This is a genomic window from Candidatus Harpocratesius sp. (genome assembly GCF_054039255.1).
Genome location: NZ_JBPLBG010000007.1, coordinates 21,151 through 42,764 on the forward strand (window position 1 = coordinate 21,151; position 21,614 = coordinate 42,764).

25 protein-coding genes are annotated in these 21,614 nt (G+C 29.3%); 9 read left to right on the forward strand and 16 right to left on the reverse strand.

The window, feature by feature from the left end; genetic code table 11:
• The first annotated feature begins 168 nt into the window (after positions 1–168).
• From ACXLDF_RS01425 to ACXLDF_RS01435, 3 genes are all read left to right on the forward strand, one after another.
• A complete protein-coding gene (locus tag ACXLDF_RS01425) occupies positions 169–894 on the forward strand; it encodes a hypothetical protein (RefSeq protein ID WP_457556705.1) in 726 nt (241 codons plus the stop codon).
• 311 nt (positions 895–1,205) lie between these two features.
• The gene (locus ACXLDF_RS01430) at positions 1,206–1,886 is read left to right on the forward strand and encodes a hypothetical protein (RefSeq protein ID WP_457556706.1); all 681 of its coding nucleotides are present in this window, start codon (positions 1,206–1,208) and stop codon (positions 1,884–1,886) included.
• A gap of 68 nt (positions 1,887–1,954) precedes the next feature.
• Positions 1,955–2,197 carry a hypothetical protein gene (locus ACXLDF_RS01435; protein WP_457556707.1) on the forward strand — a complete coding sequence of 81 codons (243 nt, stop codon included), beginning with the start codon at positions 1,955–1,957 and terminating at the stop codon, positions 2,195–2,197.
• A 96-nt stretch (positions 2,198–2,293) separates the two neighbouring features.
• Here ACXLDF_RS01435 and ACXLDF_RS01440 read toward each other — a convergent pair whose 3' ends face one another.
• Positions 2,294–4,360: a tetratricopeptide repeat protein gene (locus ACXLDF_RS01440; RefSeq protein WP_457556708.1), complete on the reverse strand. Its 2,067-nt coding sequence runs from the start codon at positions 4,358–4,360 to the stop codon at positions 2,294–2,296.
• 123 nt (positions 4,361–4,483) lie between these two features.
• Here ACXLDF_RS01440 and ACXLDF_RS01445 point away from each other — a divergent pair, with 123 nt between their 5' ends.
• The gene (locus tag ACXLDF_RS01445; protein WP_457556709.1) at positions 4,484–5,434 is read left to right on the forward strand and encodes an RlmF-related methyltransferase; all 951 of its coding nucleotides are present in this window, start codon (positions 4,484–4,486) and stop codon (positions 5,432–5,434) included.
• Positions 5,435–5,489: 55 nt separating this feature from the next.
• Positions 5,490–6,590 (forward strand): hypothetical protein, encoded by a 1,101-nt coding sequence (locus ACXLDF_RS01450; RefSeq protein ID WP_457556710.1) that lies wholly within the window; start codon positions 5,490–5,492, stop codon positions 6,588–6,590.
• Between the two features lie 225 nt (positions 6,591–6,815).
• Here ACXLDF_RS01450 and ACXLDF_RS01455 read toward each other — a convergent pair whose 3' ends face one another.
• Positions 6,816–7,547: a hypothetical protein gene (locus ACXLDF_RS01455; protein WP_457556711.1), complete on the reverse strand. Its 732-nt coding sequence runs from the start codon at positions 7,545–7,547 to the stop codon at positions 6,816–6,818.
• Positions 7,548–8,011: 464 nt separating this feature from the next.
• A complete protein-coding gene (locus ACXLDF_RS01460; RefSeq protein WP_457556712.1) occupies positions 8,012–8,467 on the reverse strand; it encodes a roadblock/LC7 domain-containing protein in 456 nt (151 codons plus the stop codon).
• A 565-nt stretch (positions 8,468–9,032) separates the two neighbouring features.
• Between ACXLDF_RS01460 and ACXLDF_RS01465 the strand changes: the two genes are divergently transcribed.
• From ACXLDF_RS01465 to ACXLDF_RS01475, 3 genes are all read left to right on the forward strand, one after another.
• Positions 9,033–9,257: a hypothetical protein gene (locus ACXLDF_RS01465; protein WP_457556713.1), complete on the forward strand. Its 225-nt coding sequence runs from the start codon at positions 9,033–9,035 to the stop codon at positions 9,255–9,257.
• Between the two features lie 91 nt (positions 9,258–9,348).
• Positions 9,349–9,672: a ribbon-helix-helix domain-containing protein gene (locus ACXLDF_RS01470; protein ID WP_457556714.1), complete on the forward strand. Its 324-nt coding sequence runs from the start codon at positions 9,349–9,351 to the stop codon at positions 9,670–9,672.
• A gap of 16 nt (positions 9,673–9,688) precedes the next feature.
• Positions 9,689–10,114 carry a hypothetical protein gene (locus ACXLDF_RS01475; RefSeq protein ID WP_457556715.1) on the forward strand — a complete coding sequence of 142 codons (426 nt, stop codon included), beginning with the start codon at positions 9,689–9,691 and terminating at the stop codon, positions 10,112–10,114.
• Positions 10,115–10,255: 141 nt separating this feature from the next.
• On the opposite strand, the gene ACXLDF_RS01480 is transcribed toward ACXLDF_RS01475, so the two are convergent.
• From ACXLDF_RS01480 to ACXLDF_RS01535, 12 genes are all read right to left on the reverse strand, one after another.
• Positions 10,256–10,576 carry a hypothetical protein gene (locus ACXLDF_RS01480; protein WP_457556716.1) on the reverse strand — a complete coding sequence of 107 codons (321 nt, stop codon included), beginning with the start codon at positions 10,574–10,576 and terminating at the stop codon, positions 10,256–10,258.
• A 529-nt stretch (positions 10,577–11,105) separates the two neighbouring features.
• A complete protein-coding gene (gene pncA / locus ACXLDF_RS01485; protein WP_457556717.1) occupies positions 11,106–11,753 on the reverse strand; it encodes a bifunctional nicotinamidase/pyrazinamidase in 648 nt (215 codons plus the stop codon).
• Positions 11,754–11,950: 197 nt separating this feature from the next.
• Complete coding sequence (locus ACXLDF_RS01490; RefSeq protein WP_457556718.1) at positions 11,951–12,313, reverse strand: DsrE/DsrF/TusD sulfur relay family protein; 363 nt, start codon at positions 12,311–12,313, stop codon at positions 11,951–11,953.
• Between the two features lie 107 nt (positions 12,314–12,420).
• Complete coding sequence (locus ACXLDF_RS01495) at positions 12,421–12,657, reverse strand: sulfurtransferase TusA family protein (RefSeq protein ID WP_457556719.1); 237 nt, start codon at positions 12,655–12,657, stop codon at positions 12,421–12,423.
• Between the two features lie 44 nt (positions 12,658–12,701).
• The gene (locus ACXLDF_RS01500; RefSeq protein WP_457556720.1) at positions 12,702–13,130 is read right to left on the reverse strand and encodes a 4Fe-4S binding protein; all 429 of its coding nucleotides are present in this window, start codon (positions 13,128–13,130) and stop codon (positions 12,702–12,704) included.
• Positions 13,120–14,412, reverse strand: a complete 1,293-nt coding sequence (locus tag ACXLDF_RS01505) for an NADH-quinone oxidoreductase subunit B family protein (RefSeq protein ID WP_457556721.1) — start codon at positions 14,410–14,412, stop codon at positions 13,120–13,122. Before ACXLDF_RS01505 ends, ACXLDF_RS01500 begins: the two co-directional genes overlap by 11 nt.
• Positions 14,409–14,828 (reverse strand): hydrogenase iron-sulfur subunit, encoded by a 420-nt coding sequence (locus ACXLDF_RS01510; RefSeq protein ID WP_457556722.1) that lies wholly within the window; start codon positions 14,826–14,828, stop codon positions 14,409–14,411. Before ACXLDF_RS01510 ends, ACXLDF_RS01505 begins: the two co-directional genes overlap by 4 nt.
• Before the next feature lie 8 nt (positions 14,829–14,836).
• Positions 14,837–16,837 (reverse strand): CoB--CoM heterodisulfide reductase iron-sulfur subunit A family protein, encoded by a 2,001-nt coding sequence (locus ACXLDF_RS01515; protein ID WP_457556723.1) that lies wholly within the window; start codon positions 16,835–16,837, stop codon positions 14,837–14,839.
• Between the two features lie 2 nt (positions 16,838–16,839).
• Positions 16,840–17,784: a CoB--CoM heterodisulfide reductase subunit B gene (hdrB, locus tag ACXLDF_RS01520; RefSeq protein ID WP_457556724.1), complete on the reverse strand. Its 945-nt coding sequence runs from the start codon at positions 17,782–17,784 to the stop codon at positions 16,840–16,842.
• A 125-nt stretch (positions 17,785–17,909) separates the two neighbouring features.
• Positions 17,910–18,500: a CoB--CoM heterodisulfide reductase subunit C gene (hdrC, locus tag ACXLDF_RS01525; RefSeq protein WP_457556725.1), complete on the reverse strand. Its 591-nt coding sequence runs from the start codon at positions 18,498–18,500 to the stop codon at positions 17,910–17,912.
• Between the two features lie 417 nt (positions 18,501–18,917).
• Positions 18,918–19,454 carry an Lrp/AsnC family transcriptional regulator gene (locus tag ACXLDF_RS01530; protein WP_457556726.1) on the reverse strand — a complete coding sequence of 179 codons (537 nt, stop codon included), beginning with the start codon at positions 19,452–19,454 and terminating at the stop codon, positions 18,918–18,920.
• Between the two features lie 109 nt (positions 19,455–19,563).
• The gene (locus ACXLDF_RS01535; protein ID WP_457556727.1) at positions 19,564–19,983 is read right to left on the reverse strand and encodes a DsrE/DsrF/DrsH-like family protein; all 420 of its coding nucleotides are present in this window, start codon (positions 19,981–19,983) and stop codon (positions 19,564–19,566) included.
• A 320-nt stretch (positions 19,984–20,303) separates the two neighbouring features.
• Between ACXLDF_RS01535 and ACXLDF_RS01540 the strand changes: the two genes are divergently transcribed.
• Positions 20,304–21,125: a HesA/MoeB/ThiF family protein gene (locus ACXLDF_RS01540; protein ID WP_457556728.1), complete on the forward strand. Its 822-nt coding sequence runs from the start codon at positions 20,304–20,306 to the stop codon at positions 21,123–21,125.
• A gap of 121 nt (positions 21,126–21,246) precedes the next feature.
• Here the strand turns inward: ACXLDF_RS01540 and ACXLDF_RS01545 are convergent, their stop codons facing one another.
• Positions 21,247–21,501: a sulfurtransferase TusA family protein gene (locus tag ACXLDF_RS01545; protein WP_457556729.1), complete on the reverse strand. Its 255-nt coding sequence runs from the start codon at positions 21,499–21,501 to the stop codon at positions 21,247–21,249.
• Between the last annotated feature and the right edge of the window lie 113 nt (positions 21,502–21,614).

Consider the following 21,614-nt stretch of genomic DNA (forward strand, 5'->3'; position numbering starts at 1 on the left):
TTAAGAATCAAGAAATTTACATGTTATTCTAAAAAAATCTTTACTTGTGCACTCCTAAAAGATAGAATTTTTTATTTTTTTCTCAATATTGTTATTAAAACTCCATTATTTTAGATTTTCATGATAACTTTCATATATGTGAGTTGTGAAATTATATATCAGAGAATTATGGTATCACTTAATAATTGGTTAAATGGGATCAGCGCAATCGGCGTCCTATTAACGGGCGTATATTTTGGAGTACTTTTTACATACCTTTATTTTAAAAAACGAAAAAAGCTCCTCCCTTCTGTTGCCTTACTCGGATTTTGCTCTGGATTATTTTACTTAGGAACAGTAGTAAATTTTCTTACTTTCCTTATCACAAATAATGATATTAATCCCATTTTATTTGGGCAGCTGTCCTATACATTAATTCCCGTTGCAACATTTTTAGCACTCTCTCTTGGGTTCTCCATATTCAAACCTGAATGGCGAAAATGGGTGCAATATGTTTTAGGAATTTTATGGGTTATTTATTGGATCTGCATATTTTTCTTTCCAGCCCCAATGTTTATTCCAAGCACGCCAAATTCAGATGAAATGTTGGAGATATCTCTAGGTTCAGTCGTATTAGTGATAACAGGGATCTATATCTTAAGCTTATTATTTGTACAAAGTGGAGGCTTCTTTATACTACGACGAAAGTTAAAACGCAATAATTCCCCTTCAAGTAATATCCAACATATGACCTTTTTGGCAATTGGATGGGCACTATTTGCAATTGCTTCAATATTAGATGCAATTCTTCCATCTTCACTCATTTCATTAGTTGTAATTGCACGAATTATCATGATTATTGGATATATTTTAATATTTAATGGATTTCGTGAACCAAAAGAAAAAAATAATTAATAGAATGCTTTTATAATCCCAATTTTTTTATTCTTTCAAATAATTTTCCCATTTTGTCTGAAAGAACTAAAATAATAACACTCCAGGTGAATACATTAAGATTTAAATCAAGTACTTCTCAATAATTTATCCATCAGCTCTTAATAATAAACGATAAAATTTTCATAATTAAAAATAATAAAGTAAATGAAATACAAATTATATCAAATTACCCAAATATGGGTAAAGCCATATCAATAATGGGTAAAATTAAAATATAGTTCTTCCCACAGTTACTTGTCTGTATATAATTCAAAGACAGGAAAATTCTTATGACCTCATTTGAAAAAATGTCTATTGATAAAATTTCATCTGATACGCTTCTAGAACGTAAAGTTGAATCAAATTCTAAAAAAAGCCTTACAATTGAAATTGCTGGAGCAGCTATTTTTGGTGCATTATCGATTGCTTTATCCTATACAGCAACATTCATTCCACGTATACCTGGATGGTACATTGCATGGTTTGATCCAGTGTCTCTTATCTGGATTGCTGCTTTTTTAATATTCGGTGTCAGAGTAGGACTAATTACAACAATTATTGGAACAATTGGGTTAATTCCATTCGATCCAACTATTTGGATTGGCCCTACTATGAAATTTCTCAGCACTATTTGGTTTATTATATTGCCATATTTTTGGCTTAGAATCCATAATAAATCCTTAACCCATGAACATTTAAAAAAGCCAAAAAATTACTTTCCTCCCATGATTATTGCTTGGGTAATACGGACGTTATTAATGGTCGTATTAAATTATCTTATTCTGAAATATATGTTTTCTGCATTAGATTATATGACCTTAAAATGGCTGAATATGGAGCAAATTAATGGAACAGTTGCCGTCATAGTTACTGTTGTTTTTATCAACACACTACAAACAATCTTTGATGTACTAATTCCGTATCTTATTGTTTACTTTACACCTATAGAAAAAAATCTTCATACATTTTGATTCTATTTCTTTTTTTTTTACATTTTTTTTATCAGATTTTTTAGGGAGGAGAGAAAACGATAAAAAATATGAGGGAATTCACAATCCAAGATGCAGGGATGAAAGATTTGCTTGGTGAATTAATTCCATGTGGGAAATGCAATTATGCTAAATCAATTAGCTTAACAGAAAAAAATCATGTAAAAATAACATGCATATGTAGAAATTTAAATATTAAATCATTTGAAGTATCTCTAAAATCCGGAATACTAATGAAATGTCCTTACCAACCTATTAGAAAAATGTTTCCTAATTTTATTTTAATTGAATGATTGAAGAAATTACAAAGTAAATATTGTTAGTTAAAAATGACATAGTAATTTTCTCAATCATCATTATGATTTTCTTAGTAAATATTATCTGATTAGTTATTTTTTAAAGATTTCATTAAAAAGAGCATCTAGTTCTTTTTTCTTTGAGTTTAAATCAAACACTAATTTTTGTGGTTTGATAATATTAGCTTGAAAACTAAATTGAAGCATTTTATTTCTTAAAATAAAAGAATCTTTATTAGCAATTAAAACAATTAACCGTTCATTTTGATTTTCTAATAAAATATTTATATTCTCATGCTGTATTGATTTCAAAGCACCAATTTCTTTTTCTTTTAAAACATTCTGAGAGAAAGAATTAATTGCAGAAATCAATCCAGAAATTATTATATCTTCCTTTTTCAATTCATCTTCCAAAAAATGAGTATATACAGGTAAACCTGCACTATCGATAATCATAAGTCCAAATGTTTTTATATCAATTTTCTTTGGAGCTCGATTAAACGAGAATTTCATTGAATTATTTAATTGAAGAAGTGATTCATCTAAAAGAGATTTATGATCATTAGTTGATAATATATTTTCTTGTCGGATTTTTTCAATTTCTGTAATTTTTTTTATGATTATTTCATGTTCTTTTTGATGTTCATCTGTAAAATTTAAAGCATTCTTTAATATTCTTACAGCTTCAGAATAATTATCTTGAATCAATTCAATATTTGCTTTTAATATTAAGCAACGACATTGAAGATATAAGAAATTTTGTTCTTTTGCGGCAAAAATAAGATTTTCTAGAAAATTCCTAACCTTAATTAAAGCAACAATATTACTATTTTTGCTGAATTCGGTAAAATACAATTCAGCTAATCGTAATTGGATCTTTAATTGAGAATTAAAATCTTTAGAACGAATGGCATAATCTAAAGCATTCATATAATAATTATTTGCATCAGTGAATTTTCCCTCAATCCAATTTATTCTCGCCATTCCATAATTATATGCGATTAAAATATGATCAAATTTCTTCTTTGATAGTATTTGAGAAAAATCGTCCAAAATTTTTTTTGCTGGCTCATAATCCTGTTTTTCAAATAATATTTCAAAATAATTTCTTTTTATTTCTGTATATACATATGTTGTATTTTGAGCTGGATTTAAGTAATTGACTGCTTTTTGAATATAATTAAAAGCTGAATTAAGATCTCCATTATAAAAGTAAGCTTCAGAAAGATTATTCAACATTATTGAGAAATTGATTTGACCTAATATTTGTTTATTAAATAAATCAGTACCAATTTGATAAGCTTTTTCTAAAATTTCAATTGCTTCTTTATATTTACCTTGATATTGCAAGGTTGAGCCAATATTAGTTAATATGATGAAAATACCATTATAATCATTCCAATCATCTCTGATTCTTTTAGTTGTCTTAAAATATGATAGCGCTTTCTCGGTTTCTCCCAAATGTAGGAAAAATGCACCCATTAAATTTGTATATATCATAACCAATATTTGACTCTTTAATTCTTTTAAAATACTTAACACTTTTGTGGAATATAATTTTGCTTCATCAATTCTTCCTTTTTCTCTTAGAACCCAAGAATAATAATTCAAAAATAGAGCATAATTAAAAGTTAAAAGTCGATCATTTGGATTTTTATTATAAACCTCTTTTGCTCTTTCAACTAAACTGGCTATTTCATCGAAAAATCCTAAAGAATATAAATAGAAAGCACTTGTTAAAAATTTGGACATTTCAATTACTTCTTTTTCAGGGTCTATTGTATAATCGAAATGTAAAAAGAATTCTTGAATAATTTCCCATTTTTCTTTAAAAGAAGGTTTATTATCAATCCCAATTTGAGAAGAGATACAAAAAATGTCGTTGAATTTAATTTTACTTATCCAATTAGCGTCATTAATGGTTAAGCTTAATCGAATTGCAGCTCTAACTAAGCACACTCCATCATGATAAGATAAAGTCGATTTATCGTTAAGAAACTTTTCAGCATTATTTTGAAGAATTGTAAGAATACTTTTAAATCGATTAGATGATTTCTTTAATTTAAACTCACGAATAAGTTTATGTTGTGTTTTAGATGATAATTTGGAACATAAAATTTTGAAATCATTCCCTATATCATATATTTCATTTTCTAACATTATTCACGATATGGGAATACATCTATATAAATATTACAAAGAATTTTTTTTTTACATATCGTATTTTTATGAATAACGAAAAAGAATCGAATATATTAGAAAAAAAATAAAAATATGAAAAATATGAAAAATACAAAAAATACAAAAAATGCAAAAAATGCAAAAAAGGAACATTTAACAACCAATCTTGAACATAAAACATCATTTAATCCTTTAGGAATACCTTTATTAAGAATAAAAACTGGTTACCCAACATCGCAAGCAATTAAAAAACATCCAGACTTAATCCCATTTTTAAAATCTCAGAACCCTCCACGTATTGATAACGAAAATAGGGAATTATTACTCTTGTACAACCGATACATCGCTCAAGATTTATTTCAATTGGATATTGAATTTTCTCCTAATGCAATCATTCCAACTCCTGTAATGCGTTATAATTTTTTAAAACACGTAATTAATTATAAAAAGACAAATGAACCTTCCTCGAGAGAGAAAAACAAATTAGAACACTCTCTATTGGAAATCGGAACTGGTGCAAGTGCAATTATTGCAATGCTAGCTGCCAAACACTTTAACTGCAATGTTTTTGCAACTGAAATTGATAGTGAATATTTCAAAATAGCAAAGAAAAACATTCAAAAGAATAAATTGGGAAAAAAAATAAAGTTATTTCTTTCAAAGGGTGGAATAATTAATTCAGTTATTCCAAAAGATCTTAAAGTCGATTATATTGTTTCAAATCCCCCATATTATGATAAAATATTATCTCCAAAGGTTATTTGGGGAGGTAAAAATCATGAATTAGTAAGTAAAGGAAATGCAGGAGAATGTTTTATTCTACAAATGATTCAAGAAGGATGGTCTCATCTGAATCCAGGGGGAATTATTGCATTTATTATTCCTAAAACACGCACAGAAACAATAATTGAAATTGAAAATTATTTAAACAAGAAAAACTTTGATTATGAAATAATAGGGTTGTTAGTTGGAAATCGAACTCGTTATATTTTTCGTGTTTTTAAGGAAGAATATAAAATAGATTTTAACCCTTTATCTGAAATGCTTGATTAGGCTAAAAAAAATTGTTAAGTGAAGATATTTACGTTAAAAATTTCTCAATTTAATTATGAACATTATAATATTACATTTAATTATTGGAAATTTGGCTAATTTAATCTTAATTTTTAACAGTTCCCTTCTTTTTCAACGATTTCGAAAAGATAAAAATCCTGCTACATTATGGTTAGCTGCTTTCTTTTCAGCTCTTCTAGTTTGGAGTATTTGCTCGACTTTCTATCCTCTCTCAAATTCAGAATCAATCGCAATTGATTTGTACTTTATAGGTGTATTCTTTTCATATATTGCATTTTTCTCATTATTCATTTTTTCAAATCTCGTAATTCAAGCGAATATTAATCTAAAAAAAGCAATTTATTTCAGTTTTCTTTTAGGAGCAATATTTATTATTTTATGGGGGGGAAATTCTATTTTTTACGAAATGCCACTTATTCCTGATTTTGGATTCTATGCAAAAGCATTTCTGAAATTTCTATTTTTTCAACTTGCTTTTATTTTAAGTGCAGGGTATGAATTCTTAAGAGCAACTTTTATAATGTATAAAAAAAGTAAATCTAAAAAAATAAGAAACCAAACACGCTTAATTTTTATTGGGGCCATTATTGCAATTCCAGGAACAATTATCGCTTTAGTATTAGTAGAAATAATTTTCATTCCTTCATTGGTTTTGCTTGTAGCTGCAGTTGGTTCTTTTTTTGTAGCACTTGCATATTCCAAAAATACCGAAGTCTCCTATATTGTTCCTTATGATTGTTATCGATTAATAATACTAGATAAAAATGGGATTCCAGCATATTCTTATGACTTCATTGAAGGAACTGACCAACTAGAAGTATTCATTAGTGGAGCTCTCTCAGCAATCAATACTGTAATGGAATCTGCAGTTGGATTTAAATCAAAAATTAAAACAATTTATTTGGAAAAAAGTGCTTTAATTATGGATTTACAAGAACATTTTGGAGCAGTCTTATTTGCAAATCGATCGTCTGTTCTTCTCCAAAAAGCTTTAAAAACTTTCTTATCTATTTTTTTGAAACATATTGAAGAAAAAGGATTAATAGTCAAAAATGGAAAAGAATTAACAGAACAAAGTAAAAAAGAGTTGGATGCGTCCTTTCTTAAGGTTTTTAATTTTGTTTTAAAGAAATAGCAAATAAAGAGAAATTTGAATTTTCTATTTCTTTTGATTTATATCTGTATCTGTGACAATTTTTTCAATTGGTGTTCATTTTTTATTTTTATTTCTCTTATTAAAAAATAATTAACTTTTATATAAAAAAAATAAAAAATCGCAATTCATACAATTATTCGATTATACTTTATTCTTATAATTCATTGAAATAAAAAAATTCATTTTTATCAGAGATAATTATTGTTATTCGCAATCAATGCAAGCTTTTGGATCAGAACTTGGAAGAATGAAGCTAAAACTATATAAAACATTTCCAAACGCAATTAATCCAAAAAAGATTAGATCTAAAATTTGACCAGTCAGTACATTTAAAGCTATTTGTGAAAGAACGTTCACAAAAATTGCGATAAAATCAATAATTAATCCACTTTCAAATATTATCAATTTTCTCTTTGAATTTCCATGAGATTTTTTAATACCATGAACATAAGTTGTCCAAATTGATTGTGACAAATAATATAATAGAAGTATAACAACTATTGCTAAAACCCATAGATTAATTTGCGTATCCACATTTTCTGACTCGATAATTGTAATAAAATCAACCACATTGACCAATATTCCGAATATTACTAATATTATAATATGAATACCCCAATGCCACCAAATGGCTAACCAATGTGAGCTTTTTATGATTGTTTGCATAGTGAGATATAGAAAGATGCTTGCACCAACAATGGCAATAATTGCTTGAGGATAACTGAAATAGATAATTTTTGGATTATTTGTGTGAAAAAATGCAATATCATAAAGCATAATTAGAAATGCATAGAGCGCAATGAAAATCATCGAACTTGCCATGAGTTGATTTGCGCGATATTTTGGATCTCGGTGTAAAGCGGTAATAGCGGCGATAATTCCACTAATAATTGCAATACTTTCAAAAATATATCCTAACCATTGAATGAATACCATAATTGTTATTATAACAACTATAAATTTCAAATCTTTGATTAAATATTAATTTAAAAATAACGATAAAGCTAATAGTTCAAAATAATTTCAACTTATTTATTTCTGAAAATCAATTTAGAATGCTATGGCAATTTTTTTCTTTTTGGTACTGCGAATAAGTTTTTTTATGTGAAAATTAGATTAAATAATTTCGATATTTTTACTTATATTCTAATTATTACTACCAGATTTCTGATAAACTTATTCGCACTTATTCACACTCTGTTCTGTCTCGCTTGTATTTGATGAATAATTTTTAAGTACTTGAGATTGGGTGATAATGTTACATTTCGTTTTTTTTTTTCCCAAATATCATATATATTTTGATATTTCCTACTAGAAAATAGTTAAAAAGATTAGAAATTAGAATAATAGAAATTTTGTAAAAATTAGGAAATAAGGGAATTTATGAAAAAAAAGCATCATTAATTTGGACTGATATTATCCAAATCTGACAAATCCAAACCTAAATCCATATCATCGGGCATCTCACTTAAAAATTCATCTAAGATACTCCGTAATTCCTCGCCTGAACGTTTTAAAACCAAACGAATTAAGCCTAAATTTACATCTACATCAGAAATTAGACACAAAACACCTCTCATTCCTGTTGCACAAGCGAATATTTTTCCTTGATCAAATTCACTTGTAACAATTTGGAGGGCACCAAGTTCGAGATTTCGCCCTTGTTCTTCAGATGCACAGAAAACAGCTGATGCAATGGCACCAATTCCATCTGCATCAACAGGTATATAAGAAAATTTAGAAACATGTGCGATAGTTAAACCAGTTCGATCAACTAGGATAACCTTTTTGATTCCAGATTCGGATTTGATAATTTTACTGAGGATATCATTAAATGATTTTGTGGATAATGACATAGGAGTTTACCATCGATAATGTATTCATATATAAAGGGTTGAATTTATTTCTTATTTATAACAATCTTGTTTATACTATAAATAATTTTGGCTCATGAAGAAGAACCTATGAAAGAATAAGAAGGCATAACTTAAAAGCCTTTAAATTGGATTTGTAGAATAATTTGCATTGCAAAATAAGAATACAAAAAATTTAGTGAAAAAGAAAAAGAAAAGGTTGATTGATTATTTATATTAAAAAAGCTCGTTTACGATCAATTAGGCAAAAATTTTTTTTTTAAACAAGGGTATATTTATATCTTTTTTGAGTATTTTGATATGGAGGATAATGAAAAAAGAGTCATCTACTTTTCATATTCTTCAAAAAATTCTTCAATAGAGAAAGAAATAGAACTATTTTTTTATCATTTATCATTAAAGAAACTTTTTTTCAGAAAAGGAAAATATTGGGAAAAAATTAGAAAAATCACAGCAAATGCACATATAATTTTCCTAAAATTATTTCCAACTATTGTGAATTGCAATGAAGATGAGGTAAAGACATACTTCGAAAGTCTGCAAAAAATTGACCATTGATGTTGTAACTCATTTATCACAAATTTTTGAGACATATTATCGTAATTTTTTAAATCAACAAGGAAATTTAGATCAATATATACAATATGATAATGTTCATAAAGCAGAAGAAATTGTTCCAAAGAATATACAAGTTGATCTTTTGGTTCCAAATGATTGGTTGACACTTTTTGCAATCAGTATGATCAAATTGGATATACATAAAGCAAAATGATAAAATCGAGTGAATCTAAATAAAATATTCTATGTTCTTTTATATTTAAAGATTAATTATAATTTTATATAATTAATAATATTATATTATTATGGCATCAAAAACAACTGTAGCAGTAGATCAAAAACTCCGGAAAAAAATAAAAAAGTTATCTGCTCTAATGGACATACCACAAAGTGCCGTAATTGAAAAAGCGATTGCAAGTTTAGAAAAAGAAATGATAAATAATAAGAATCCTAATAAAACATTTCCTCAAAATGATAATATTGATGTTTTCAAAATATTAGAAGATGCAACTCAAAAGATTTGGAAAAAATACCCTGAACGTGAAAAAAATCAAAAAATTTTGCAAAAAGGTTCTCAAACAATTGATAATTTCCTATTATATGACTGGAATACAGGATTAGAAGATTAAGGATTGAATATTGAACATGGTCTTTTCAAAAATTGCATTGGATTCAAATGTTTTTCGAAATTATGATTTCATCAATTATCTCACACTTTATTCAACAGATTTTGAGATATACATGCCTACTATTGTTCAACTGGAAGTTGGGTATTTTTATAGGACCAAAAACTTAGATTGGGAAAAATTTAAAGATGATTTAGATAAATTCGGTTGCAAAATGATTAAGTGGGGAAATTTAAAACCTTCTGAAATTATAGAAAATGCATATAGAAATCGAAGAGAATTACCTTTCAGGCATCATTTCAGAGATTTTCTCATTGCAACCGAATGTGAAAACGTAATTGAGAAATTAATTACATATAATATCCAACATTTTAATTGGGAAAATAAGTTTGAAATAATAACACCAGAGAATTTTGTAAAAGAACATATAAAATCCAAAAGATAACTCATGGATTAATATATACTAAATGTATAATTAGTGATTTGTAAGAAACTTATTTCCACTAATTTACACTCGAATCTATAATCTAACTAAGATTGATTTTTTTTAATTAAATTAATCATTTATTTATTAATTTTATAAAAATCAATACATATTACTAAATTCTTCTTCGAGAATTTGCTCCATTATCTGAATATCACCTCGCATATCTTTATTTTGTGCAAATTTCTCAGAGTAATACGTTTTTCCCCAAATAAATTCAATTTTAGAAATTTCTTTCTTTATAAGATACACACTAGCAATGTATTGCGAGAAATTTGAAAGAAAATTAACTTTGTTTCTTATTGAACTGTTCTGAATGCATAAAACTTTTATTTTTTTTATATCTTTAATCGATTCATCGAATTCTAATTCATTCAATATTATTTCCAGATCTTTTTTAAGAATATCTTTAGTTGTTTCCAAATAATTTAGAATTTTAAGTCATAAGAAATCAAAACAAATACGTGATTTAAACTTTATGGAAATCTCTAATTATGCATTTTTGAATAAATACACATTATTTATCAAAAAAATCAAGATGCTACTTTACCAGATGAATTAATATATTGAAGAATAGTTAAGATTAAGAAAAAAAATAATTAATTTAAAAAGATCCTCAAATTATAAAATTCATTGATATTTAGTAATATAATAAAAAAGATATTCGAAAATAATATTGAATATTCTCCATTCAGCTTTTACTTTTAAGCTTTTTTCAATTTTTATAATCTAAAGAATAATAGTTATTGTTTTTTGATGTACTACCAATTCTATGGGATTTATTCGATGAATTATACACGTAAAATAGCATTTCATCATATAAGTCTGAATCAAATATTAATGGATATCCGCTCATTTTGCTTAAGATCTTTACCCGAATACTCCTATTTAAAGATCTTTCATGGTCTTTTTTGTAAAAAAGTGGAAAATCGTCTCATATAGTTAAGTTATTTTACTCATCAGTAATAATATGGATCCCTTTTCCTTTCATACTCAATAAAGCATGTTCTATATTATTTTCAGGTTGATCAATTCCACGTGAAAGAAAACTTAGAAAATACACATCAAAACCTTCATTTCGTGCATCAACCGCACTATAATAACAACAGTAATCTAAAGCTAAACCACAAATAAAAACTTTCGAAATATTGAGATTTTGTAATAATCCTGTCAAGCCAGTAGGTGTTTTATGATCATTCTCCAAAAAAGTAGAGTATGAGTCAATAGTTGGGTGATAACCCTTTCGTAATATAGCAACAGCTAATCGAAGTGGAAGTTTATCATGAATTTGAGCTCCATGACTATCTTGTATGCAGTGGTCTGGCCATAAAATAGGACCTAAACCTGGAGCTTCGATTGGATCTCCAGGAGATGAATTTGGATGTGCACTAGCAAAAGAAAGATGACCTTCAGGATGCCAATCTTGAGTAAAGATAATTTTTCCGTCTTTAGCAGCAAAATATTCTGCAAAATTGGCGATTGGAACAATTATTTCATCTCCACTAGGAACAGGAAGTGCTCCTTTAGGGAGAAAATCATATTGCATATCAACAATTAGCAATACAGAATGATTATCAATAGGGAGTGAATCAAATTTCATTTGAATAAGAATTACATGCACGAATATAAAAAACCATCCTTTATTTTAGAGCAAGAAATTTATGATTTTTTATTATTTTTAATTACACTACAAATCCAATTTCATAATCAAAATGCATAAAGAAGGAACTAAAAATTATTGTTTGTAAAAAAGTATGAATTCTAAAAAAGATCAAATCATTTATTTTCAACTTGATATTAAAACATCAATTGAATATCTGAATTTGTCGCAATCTCAACTAAATCTCCCATAGAACCGATTGTTACAAAATCTAAAAGGATATCTGTTGTAATTCCCCGCTTTTCACAACAAATTCCACAAGCAATAATTTTTCCGCCTTCTTCATTGATATTTTTAAGCCATGTTTGCATATTTGGCCCTTCTTTTGGATCTTGACCTTTAATTGCTAAGGTTACTGCCGTGCCTAAAAGAAAAACAATTACAATATGTTCTTGAACAAGGGCAGTTAAAGCAAAACGCAAACCAGAAAAACTTTTTTCGCTAGTATAAGCATCTTCAGTTATTATTATATAAAAACTCTTTTGTTTATTTTCACTCAATTTTAATTTCAACCCTTTCTTTTCTCATAAAAAAAAAAAAATTTTGTTATTTCAAAAAACAAAAATTTGATTATTCAATGGTGATGAATATCTTTTTTTCAATAGTCTTATTTTACACATTCAAAATAGAGAAACCATCCTTCATCTTCATCATTTTCTTCTTTTCCTAAGAATTTATGCTTTGTTTTGGCTAAATCTCTTGGAACACTTTCTACTGCGGGTTCATAGTCAAGAATTACTTTTAATACTTGCCCAGGACTCATTTTAAGCAGTTTTTTCTTCGTTTTCAAAGCAGGCATAGGACAAACCAAGCCACATACATCCAATTCTTCATCATAATCCATTTTACGTTTACCTCATATTCGATTAAAATATTTTATTTATGTATTTATGTTGTTTTTAAAAAAAAAGGATCTCTTTGGTTTGGAAGAATTTGAAATTCAACTTGATTTAATTCAACTAACCGCAGAGCTTCAAATCTCACTTTTATTGTGGATAAACTTAATAGGTCTGCTATTTTTGGAATGGTGCTCTTAGGGTGTTCTTCAATAGCTTTTAACACTTTTTCACGTGTGTTTAAAAAGTTTTCAGGATCTTTCTTTTTCCCTCGACGCACCATAGGACAACTATTATAACAATTTCCACAAGTTAGACCAATTGTAGTCATAATACATTTCCCTTTTAGAAGTGGGGTTTTTTTATTCTTCTCATTGACTGTTTCACTCATTTCAATGTGTTTACATGATTTTGCACAAATCCCACAACCAATGCATTGATTTGTATCAATAATTTTAGTTTTTAATAGTTCAAAGCTCATAATTTTTACTCTCCCAACTAGTTATTATACCTCGTGAATCGAGGGTAAATGTTACATTCTTTGAAGAAGAAGTATATGTTCCTTCTTGAATTGGTATAGGATGGGCACGAAAATTATCAAAATTCTTAAAAGAATCCAATTTAATTTTCATGCCTCCAAAGTAGAGATTAGACAAATTCATATTACCTGCTAATTTTCTGATTTTTTCTGTGCTCTCAGCATACAAATTTGGATCCATATTTTCACATGCCAACTTATATTTCTTTTCCAATTCTAATAGTTGTTCCCTTATTGTCTTTAACTCATTATCTAATTCCAATTTAATAGCCTTTTCATAAGCATCAAGGATATCAATAGTCATTGAAATGAAACTTTTTCCACCCATCATTCCTGTAATAAGCGGTAATTCCTCAATCGGTCGTCCAATCATAATATCTGCAATAATATTTCCAGAAGATGGTATTTTACCAAGTGGAATCGGTGAATTTGCCAAAGTAAATCGGAAAAAAGTACCAACCACATCAGAATAGGCACGTGAAATTTCATCTTCTTCATCAGCTAGCTTGTCGGTAGCACCTTTTGAAGATGCTTCAGTGGCAACATCCATTTGACCCATGAGGGTTCCCATCATTCCAAGCATACGAATTGATGAATCGTCAATAAAGGGATTGCAACCTCGACATGGAGTTCCAAAATCAATACAACGTTCTTGACAATTATTTGCAATATATCCTGAACACGTATATCCAACATCATTAAAACATTGTTTTTCATCAAGCTCTTGAAGATCGATTTGATGGACAATTTCTTCTAAGAAGGAACAAGTTGATTCTCTTGGACATTTTTCACATAGTTTTTCAGATTGAAATTGATTATAATCTTTCAATAATGCTAAAAGATGATCACCAGAGGCTAAACATCCCCTTATTTCTTGATCTACAGATATAATTTTAGATACAGGAAAAATTTCTATCCCTTTTTGATATGCTAATCCAAAAATTCCTCCATCAGTCGCACAAGATCCAAAAGTAAAAACTTGATTAGCAATTTTTCGAATTTCTTGTAAACAATGAAGATTTTCTGAAGTAGCATACCCTGAGAAAATCGCAATATCTATTGATGAAGGAAGATCATATTCATCTGTACACCAAATTAACTTCACATCTGTTTCTTCTTCATAATCTTTAACATTACGAACTATTAATTCTGGATTCCCAATCAGATTAATAATTTCGTTGCGACATTTTGTGCATCCATTTAATTGAAATATTCCGATTTTCATTGCTTCCAAACTCCTTTATTTTCAATAGCTTGTTTTAATTTTTCCAAAATATCTTCGAAATCACCTACAGCAGTTTCTCCTTCAGCGGCTCGAGCCGTATATTGGTTTAAAATTAACTCGCTGTAACCCATTTCTTTGATAAATTTTTTGAGCAATTTCACACGGCGCAAAGAGACTAAATTACCATTGAAGAAATGGCAGGCACCAAAACAACAACCAATTACAGCAACGGAATCTGCTCCATTTTTATATGCATCCATGATTTGAATAGGGCCAACTTGGCCTGCACATTTTACTCGAATTATCTTAATTGAAGTATCATATTGCATTCGAGCAACGCCAGCAGTATTTGCTGCCCCTTGACCACATTCAGCGCACATAAAGCAAACAACATTCTTTTTTGTTTTTGTTTCCATTATAATATTTACACCCCTTTTTCTAAGATTGGATGCGCCACGGCTTCAATTTCATCTCTTAGCTGTTCTTCTCTATAATTTATCACTTGAATCGCATGTGTTGGACAAGCAGGCATGCAAATTCCACAGCCTTTGCACCCAACTTCATTTACAACAGGTTTACCATTTTCCCATAAAATTGCTGAAGGTGAACATGCAGTGATGCATGCACGACATTTTGTACAAAGATCATAGTCAATTTTTGCAATTATCATCTCTTTTTCTATATATCCTTTTACCAAAGAAGAAACTGCTCCAACAGCAGCTGCACTTCCTTGGGCTACTGATTGGGTTATATCTTTTGGTCCTTGAATTGCACCAGCAATAAATATTCCATCTCGACTTGATCTTGTTGGATCCATTTTAATATGGAATTCTTTAATAAACCCTTCTTTCCCACGAAGCAATTGCAGCCGTGAACCTAATAAACCAACACCTTTTGGCGCAACCATTGCTGCTGAAAGAATTACCAAATCTGCATGTAATTCCATAGGTTCTGCCATAAAAGTATCTTCAACGTAGACTTTCAAACAATCATTTTCCGGATCTGCCTCAATTTCAGATGGTCTTCCACGAATGAAGAGTACCCCTTTCTTTTGACATGCTTTATAATATTCTTCATAATATAAACCAGGTGTTCGTATATCAATATAACAAATGTATACGTTTGAATCTGGATAAGTATCTTTTATAATACCAGCATTTTTAATTGCAAACATGCAACAAACACCTGTACAATATTCATTACCAACTAATTCATTCCTTGATCCAACACATTGAATTATGACTACATTTTTTGGAATCCTTCCATCAGATGGTCTCAATAGTTGACCTCCAGTAAGAGATGTTGGACCCATCATTCTTTCAAATTGGAGTTGAGTTATTATATTCTCATAACCTGGTATTTTGTAATGATAAGCTTCTATTTCACTGGGATCATATTCTTCATATCCTGTAGCAACAATAATTGATCCGACTTTGATTTTAGTTTTACTCTTCTTGAGTGAAAAATCTATTGCATTTACGGGACAAGTCTCAACGCAACGCCCACAATCAATACAATTCTTTCGATCAACTACAAATGTTGAAGGAATTGCTTGAGGATATAATTTATAAATCGCCTTTCTAATTCCCATCCCAGAATCCCACTCTGCAGGTAATTCAACCGGACATACACTTGCACATTCTCCACATGAAGTACAATTAGACTTTACATATCGCGGTTTGGTTGTGATTGTAACTGTAAAATTTCCTAAACTTCCATCTACAGAACTAACTATTGAATTTGTAAATAATGTCACATTTTCATGAGTTGCTACTGCATTCGTAAGTGGTGAAATACTACATTGAGGGCATTCATTTGTTGGAAATGTTTTATTTAATTGAGTCATATGTCCACCAATACTTGATTCTCGTTCAACTAAATATACTGGAATTCCTGAATCAGCTGTGTCTCGAGCGGCTCTAAGTCCAGCAATGCCTCCACCAATGACCAGTACTGCTTTGGTAATTTGAATTTTCTGCGTTTTGACTTCTTCTAATGTTCGAGCCCGATTAACTCCTGCCTTAACCAGTTGTTTTGCTTTTTCAGTGGCTTCAACATGATCTTTTTGATGAACCCAACTATCATGTTCTCGAATATTAACTTGTTGATGAAGATGTTTATTTAATCCGACTTCAGAAATTGCACGAGCAAAAGTAGGTCCATGCTGCGTCTTAGAACAAGAAGCCACCACAGTTCTGGTTAAATTATATTCTTTCACTGCATTTTTTATTAATTCAATACCTTGTTTAGAGCACATAAACATATTATCTGTAGAAAATTCGACATTTGGAAGAGTTTTTGCATATTCAGCAACTGCTTTTACATCGACAATATCAGCAATATTATGCCCACAGTGACAAACGAAAACTCCAATACGTTCATTACTTTTTGGATTGTTTTTTTTGTCTTTCTCCTTTTCGACCATTTTTATCCAGCTCCTTCAATAGACTTTTCCTTTATCGATACTTTCTCCATCGGTTCTTTTAATTCTTTAAACTGATAATCTTTTCCATGGGCTTGATATTGTAAGCCTATTTTTTCCATATCCATTCCCATACACCATGCAGTTAATTGAGACATATGTATTACAGGAATATCAAAATTAGTGCCATAAATTTCGTTTACAGTGGTTTGGCCACCATCAAATTGTAATTGGCAAAATGGACATGTATCAAAAATAAAATCTGGATTAGCTGCCTGCATATGGCCTAATTTTTCTTTCAAAATCTTCATAGATGTATTTTTATCAAAGCTAAGTACACCTCCACCTGCACCACAACATGTTAATTTTTGAGCAAAATCAACAGATTTAACACCTAAGGCTTCGATATATTCCTCCAGAAAAGTTGGAATTTCAGGTGAAGCAAGTTGGCGAATTCTAGAAGGTTTTAAAAGATGGCATCCATAATGAACAGCAGCTCTTGCCTCTGCTTTTCGAACAATGTATTTCTGAATTTCACTGGGTCCTACTTCAAAACCGAGAATTTCGGCAATATGGCGGACTCGAATTGTTCCTTTCCATTGATAATCTCCCATTTCTTTTAATTTTTCATTAACTTTTGCAGCCATCTCTGGATCAGATTTTAGATGCTTGTTTACATCAATTAAAGTTCCAAAGCAACCATTACATACGGTTAAAATGTCTGCGTCGTTCTTTTCAGCAATCGCAATATTGCGTGCAGCTGCAACCATCCAATCACTTTTATCAAAAGAACGAAAAACCCCAGGAGCTGGACAACATGTTGCACGTTCCATTTCCATAAGCGTATAACCTAATTTTTTCATAACAAACCGGGTTGCAGATTCAATTTGCGGGTAACGATTAGGCATAATGCATCCTAAAAAGAATGAAAATGTATTTTCTTTTACCATTTCTTTCACTTTATTTAAAATTTTTATTTATTTTTTAGCAAACCATATCATTTTTTTGTCAATTTCGTCTTAATATTCAAATATTTATTTACTAAATGCTTTTTTTTCTTTAATCATTAAGATTTTTAACTTAATTTTTCAAAACCATCCAAATTTTTTCTGGAATTTGCTTTTTTTTCTTTATATTCCTTCCCTCTTTCAACAACTCTGAAAAGTTTATGGAAAGGGAGGATTTCAGAATTTTCTTCATCGCGATATTTATATAATGTTGGTGGAATCGGATCTAATCCTAAGGCTTCTCTTTGCCTTATAATTTTATCATTTATCGGAACCGCATGCCCTGTTGATCGCAGATAACCAACAACTGCTGTATGATTAGGACTCATATTCCCAATTTCACTGGCATAATTTCTTAAATCTATTATTACGTCAGTTGGACGAACATCACGTGGACAACGTTCATAGCAATTGTAACATGTAGTACAAAGCCAGATGTCTGGATCTTCTAAGACAGATAGATCACCCAAAGCAGCTTTTCGAACAATTTGCCGTGTACGGATAGCAGTCCAACGCCCACTCTCACATGAAGCAGTGCAAGTCCCGCATTGAATACAAGAAAAAATATTACTCCTCCGAGCAATATTTTCAAAAAATTGAGGGTCAAAATCCTCTAATTTTTTATATTTTCGCTTAATTGATATTTCACTTTCAGTCATTATTCATAACTCCAAAATGGATTTTTTACAAAGTATTTCATAGACTCCTTTAATTCCTTTTGATTTTCATAAGTTTCTTCTTTTAATTTTCATGTGCTGATCTTGATTTTAAAATACTAAATTTACATTTTATATTTTTATCTACATAATTCTTTTATCATTTTATTTTAAAAGCAATTCTGAATCCTTTTTTAAAACAAATGATTATAAGAATTCAATAATTTGCATCATTCGTGTCGGTCTATGGATAAAAAGCCGTCGAATGTACAATGTGTTATATTAATCTGAATGCAACTTATAAATATTTGTTCCACTAATCTAAAAAAAAAGTGACAAAATTTCTTTAAAAAAATTACTAAGTTAATTTGATTTTATTATTTAATTCATCCAATAAATTAGTTTGTTATGAAATACTTATCAAGGAATTGATATCCTTATATCTTCTTTAACACGTTGCAACACAACTTGTGTGTGAATTTCTTCGATGCCTGGAATAAATTTCACTTTTTCCAATAATTGAATTTGATCCTCTTTTTCAATACATTTTGCCATACAAAATATTGAATAATTTCCAGAAATCTGGTATATTGAATTAATTTTCTCAATTTCAATTAATTTATTAAAAATATCTTGAATTGGAATAACATTGTTTACCCGAATTGAGAGTAACAACATTTCTTTATATCCAATCTTGCAACAATCAATTAATGCAGAATAAGCTTTAATTACACCAGTTTCAGTCAATTTATCTACATGATTTTTTATTGTTGAAACAGATGAATTCAATTTTTTGGCAATTTTTCGAAATGAAGCTTTTCCGTCTTCTTGTAAAATTTGAAGGATCTTTTTATCTATATCAGTCAATTCAATTTCTTTATGCATTAGTGATGAATTTTTTATATCGTTTGAGTTAACTGATTTTTGGACATTATTCAAAATCGGTTCACGAGGCATATTTTTCACGAGAAATTAGATTTGATTCATTACTAAATAGAAAAATATAAAAAATAAATTATATAAAAAATAACTACAATCTCAAGGTGCTTAATTTTTTCTGTTTTATCTATAAAGAAATTACTTGATCTGCATCATCAACCATTTCGATAAATTTTGCTGCACCGATAGGTTCTTCGCAAAAATCATGAATCTGTTCTTTCTTTACTCCCATTAAATCCATTGTCATTGAACAAGGATAGAGTTTAATATTACCTTCTTCAATTCCATCTTTAACCATTTCCCACATATCTTCATAACCAAAGGATTTCAATTTCTTTTTGAACATCATTGCAGCCATCCCCTTCATAGGGAAGGGCATACCTGCTACTTTTGGTTTAAAATTCTTTTTTAACAAGTTTATACCCCAGAAAGTGAAGAAAAAATTCATTTTTGTTTCCATTGCGGCACCCGTTGTGCCAAGGATTACCATCATTCCAAATTTCTCAAAACTTTGTTCGGATACGATAAAATTCATAACTTTTGGCATAATTTCTCACTTTTTTTTTTATTTTTAGTTATTTTGAATTTGTAGTTCATTTACATGTCATACTTAAAAAAACAAATGTAACAAAAGAAGAGTAGACAAGTAACATTTGTAACAGTTTCGAAAGAAAAAACCGTCGAATGTACAATATAAGTATTATTTGCATTCGCCATATAAATCTTTGTGATAAAATAGAGAGAATTAAGTGAAAATAAAACCAAAAAGAATTTCATTTATCTTTAGTCCCACTTATCTGATTAAATGAAATAGTTAATTTACATTAATTACCTCAATTAATATCATCGAAATAAAAATGATGTGAAATGGAACGAATACAATTCGCAGAAGAGCAAATTCGTCGCTATTCTCGACATATTATATTGCAAGATATAGGATCAACTGGCGTGAAAAAATTAATTGGATCCACCATAGGCATAGTTGGCGCTGGAGGATTAGGATGCCCAGTAGTTCAAATATTAGCCGCTGCTGGAATCGGACATCTTAAAATTATTGATGGTGATAATGTAGAGCTTTCTAACCTTCCCCGACAACCATTGCATTTCACAACTGATGTTGGACGAAAAAAAGTTGATAGTATTTTAGAAAAAATCATTGCTTTAAATTCAGAAATTCAAGTTGAAATTTTTCCAGAATATTTAACAAAAGCAAATGCAATAAAATTCTTGCAAGGTTGCGATTATGTGGTTGATGCCAGTGATAATTTTGCCACGAAATTCTTGATAAATGATGTATGCATTCATTTAGGGATACCATTTAATATAGCAGGAGTAGTTCAATGGATGGGTCAAATTTTATCTGTTGATCCAGGAAAAACTACATGTTATCGATGCATTTTTCATACTATCTCTTCTGGGGATGAGTCTATGTCGTGTTCTGCAGCAGGGGTTATCAACACAGTTCCTAGTTTTGCAGGAATATTACAAGCAAATGAAGCAATTAAATCAATTGTAGGATTGCCTCAAAAATTCACTAACGGATTGTTTACATTTGATTTAAGGGAAAATTCTTTTGATTTCATTCCGATTAAACAAAACCCCGAATGTGCGGCTTGCTCTCATCCAGAAATTCCCTTTTATAAGACTGAAAATTATAATGTAGATTTAGATCAATGTAATATTCAGTAAATCGATAAATAGAAGGAAAAAAGGGAATTATCAAACCAGAAAGAAAAATTTGGATAAAATAAAAATGATTAGATTAAAAGAATGAATTGAAATTGATAAAAACTGTAGAAAAATAGATATATCAAATACGTTCAATCCAAATCGTTTTTTCTCCTCTTTTTTCAACGGAATGAAGTATTTTTCCTAATTTTTGCTTGGTCACATTTTGCGGAACATTTGTAAATGCAGATGGAAAATCTAAAATTACTCGTAGAATTTCACCCGGTTTCATTTCTTCTAATGCCACTTTAGTGTACACGAAAGTCATAGGACATTGCACTCCAATTAGGTCCAACTCTTTACCTTTTTGCATCCATTTAATATTTGAGTCACTCATATGCATCTTAATCCCTCTTTGCATATAATTTCATTTAATCCTTTGGATTGTTAAAAATCATATAAGAATCTTCACTTCAAGAAAATTTATCAATCAATTTAAAGAAGGAATGG